Source organism: Arthrobacter sp. APC 3897 (genome assembly GCF_030407495.1).
Taxonomy (GTDB): domain Bacteria; phylum Actinomycetota; class Actinomycetes; order Actinomycetales; family Micrococcaceae; genus Arthrobacter_B.
Genome location: NZ_JASDDG010000058.1, coordinates 1 through 2,996 on the forward strand (window position 1 = coordinate 1; position 2,996 = coordinate 2,996).

Annotated in this window: 1 protein-coding gene and 1 rRNA gene; both read right to left on the reverse strand. The window is 60.6% G+C overall.

The window, feature by feature from the left end:
* Window positions 1–266: 266 nt before the first annotated feature.
* The gene (locus QMA10_RS17610; RefSeq protein ID WP_290170531.1) at window positions 267–2,141 is read right to left on the reverse strand and encodes a thioester domain-containing protein; all 1,875 of its coding nucleotides are present in this window, start codon (window positions 2,139–2,141) and stop codon (window positions 267–269) included.
* Window positions 2,142–2,608: 467 nt separating this feature from the next.
* Window positions 2,609–2,725 (reverse strand): 5S ribosomal RNA (rrf, locus tag QMA10_RS17615).
* Between the last annotated feature and the right edge of the window lie 271 nt (window positions 2,726–2,996).

Below are 2,996 nucleotides of genomic sequence, written 5' to 3' on the forward strand. Positions count from 1 at the left end.
TGTTTTCCAACTCCCGGCCGCGGCGACTTAGAAGACTTTACACAGGTTTCCACCCACCCGCAAATCGGCTCCAAACCTGTGATCGGGGTCCCTAAAAGCACTCTGTACAAAAGCCCTTTCAGCCTTTATTGCCGCCGGAAACAGCTGCGGGCAACTCCCCTGTCTGGAGAGCTGCCCGCAGCGCTGATCGGATGGGACCTACCGGCCGGTCAGCAACGGCTCGCCTTCAGCCGGCACGGCCGCCTCAGGCCCGGCCACCTCTGCTGCTAGTCCGTTTCCTTCCTCCGTCGTGCCGCTCCGGCCACCAGCAGTGTGCCCATGAGGACCGCGCCCGCTCCGGCCAGGGATACCTGCGCTGTGGCTGTTGCTCCGGTCTTCGCCAGTGTGTCCTCACCCAACACCGCATATGTATTGGTCACCGTTGTATTGACGGTTTCACCGGAAACGATGACGACACTGTAGGGCAGAACCGTTTCCACCGTCACCTTCCCGTTCTCGCCGTTTGTCGGCTCGGTAACCGTGCACTCGGTGCCGACAGGGATGCCGTCGAAGACCTCCACATACTCACCAGGCAGGGTTCCGGCGGGGATCCGGACCACCTGCTCGAGTTCGTTTCCGCAGACCACGTTGAGGTATGACGCGGACTGCTTCCCGGCGCCGTTTCCGGCAATGATTTTCGTTACCTGCAGTGATCCGTTGGCGTACTGCACCGTATTGGCCAGGCCTGCACTGACAGTGGCACCCGGCTCAATAGCCACGGTCACCGGGTCTCCTGCTTCCACGGTAACCTCTGACGTGGCTCCTGTGCTCGATTCGGTCACGGTGCATTCCGTCCCTGCCGGGATGTCGGTGAGGGTCTCTCCATAGGTGCCGGCTGCAGTGCCTGCAGGGATCACAACACTGGTGTCCAGAACGGACCCGCACACCACGTCGAGGACTATCTCCGCTTGCAGGCCCGCGGCATTCCCGTCGATTGTCTTGGTGACGTTGAGCGCTCCCGGGCGGTACTCAACCGTGTTGGCAACGGCAAGAACGTTCTCACCGTCAGTGATGGTCACGGGTTCCGGGAGCACCGGAGTGACAGTTACCTCCGTCGTTGATCCGGTGACGGGTTCAGTAACTGAACAGACCGTACCAACTGGAAGTCCTGCCACCGTCTCAGTCACTGTGTCAGTTGTGCCGGCGGGAATCTCGAAGGTGAAGACACCGGACGCTCCGCAGTCCACCAGCAGGGAAATGTCGCCCTGCAGCCCGGCTCCCTCACCCGCAAACGCCTTGCTGACGCTCAGGTCGCCGGCAACAAAGAACTCTGCCGTCGCCTGGGCGTTGGACTCGATCTGCGCGTCGGCTGCCAGGATGAGCTTCTGGGCAGTGGTGACCTGGGGATTGTTGCCGGCATAGAGGTAGACGTTGCCCGTCTGGACAGGAACCACCGCGGTGGCGGTCAGGACAACCGGGTCCGTGGTTTGGTTGTCGTTCCGGACCCACAGCTGCGTTCCGGAAGGAACGGTCGTGCCAACAAGCGGGTCCGTACCGGACGGATCCGTGTACAGGGTGTACCCCTCCGGCACCGCGACGGTGACGGTTCCCGCATCTGACGTGATGGTGAACGGCCCGGTGACTCCGTCGGTGGGTCCCGCCGCAGTGGGCGGATCAATTGAAACGTTGGGTGCAGGCGGTTCTGTCAGCGGACCCAAAGCGAGTACCTCGGCAACGATTGCCTCGGTGTAGGGACGCACGGCGTCGGTGTCCTCAAGGACGTATCCATCGCTGAAGAACCAGACAGCTGCCTGCACCGCTGCTGCCCTAATAGTGTCTGACGGTGCGTCCGGCTGCCCCGGCTGATCCGGGTAGTAGCTGTTCAGCACGCGGTTGACGTAACCGATGTTCGGCACATTGGATTCTTCCCAACTGCCGCTCTCGTAACCCAGGCCGGTGTAGGTTGAGGTACGAATGTCGATGCAGTACATCTGCTGCGGATTTCCGACCGCGTCAACAGTGTTGATGATGCCGGCAAATCCCTCGTTGACGGGGTCGTAGCCCGCAGGCACGTCCGCTGGATACCCCGTCGTCGGATCGAACGCCGCACCGACAGGAGGCAGCCCGCCGGCCACGCCCTGCCCCGCTCCCGTTCCCGTCATGGTGATCTCAGTGACGTCCGAAGGTAGTTCCTCGCCCGGGGATTCACCCGAGAATACTGCCTGCGCCGGTGATGCCAGTTGCAACAGAAGACACAGAACGGCGAACACCCCAATTCCTGTGCCGCCGGCCCGGCCTCTCCATGTGGGGGTACGGCCCCCGTGCACACTCCCGGTTCTGCGACGCACGCTCATTAGCTTCCCACTTTCGACTCGACCCTACCGGCATAAGAGCCCAGTTTGGACGGACTAATCCGGAGCTCCTGAGCTGCGAGGCTACCGTGGCCGGTAACGGGTGAAAAGGGAAATACAGGAATCAACTGCTGCTACTGAAGTTAAAAGCGTGAAAGCCGGGAAGTGGTTGACAGTTCCCTTGTTCAAGCAGTGGGAAGCCGGGTGAGGCGGTTGTGCTGGTTAAACAGTTGAGGCCCGTACCACACGGTACGGGCCTCAACCTCTGAACAAATATTGTCCGGCGGTGACCTACTCTCCCACATCCTCCCGGATGCAGTACCATCGGCGCTGTGGGTCTTAGCTTCCGGGTTCGGAATGGGACCGGGCGTTTCCCCCACGCTATGACCGCCGTAACCCTACCACCCCAACCACCCAGACACATGCCTGGCCGGCGGGGAAACTTATGGGCCACAACCAAACACCGTTTCACCGGTATCCGTCATGAAAAAGTATCCACGCGTAAGAATGAACACTTCCTTAATTCTAAACCACCCAACCATCCCCGAAAGAACAATCAGCGGTTCGTTCCACGGTGACAAACCACACAACGGGTTTGTTATCCGGGAACCACATAGTGGACGCAAGCAGCATTGATCATACACAACCCTTATTTAGCGGGAACGT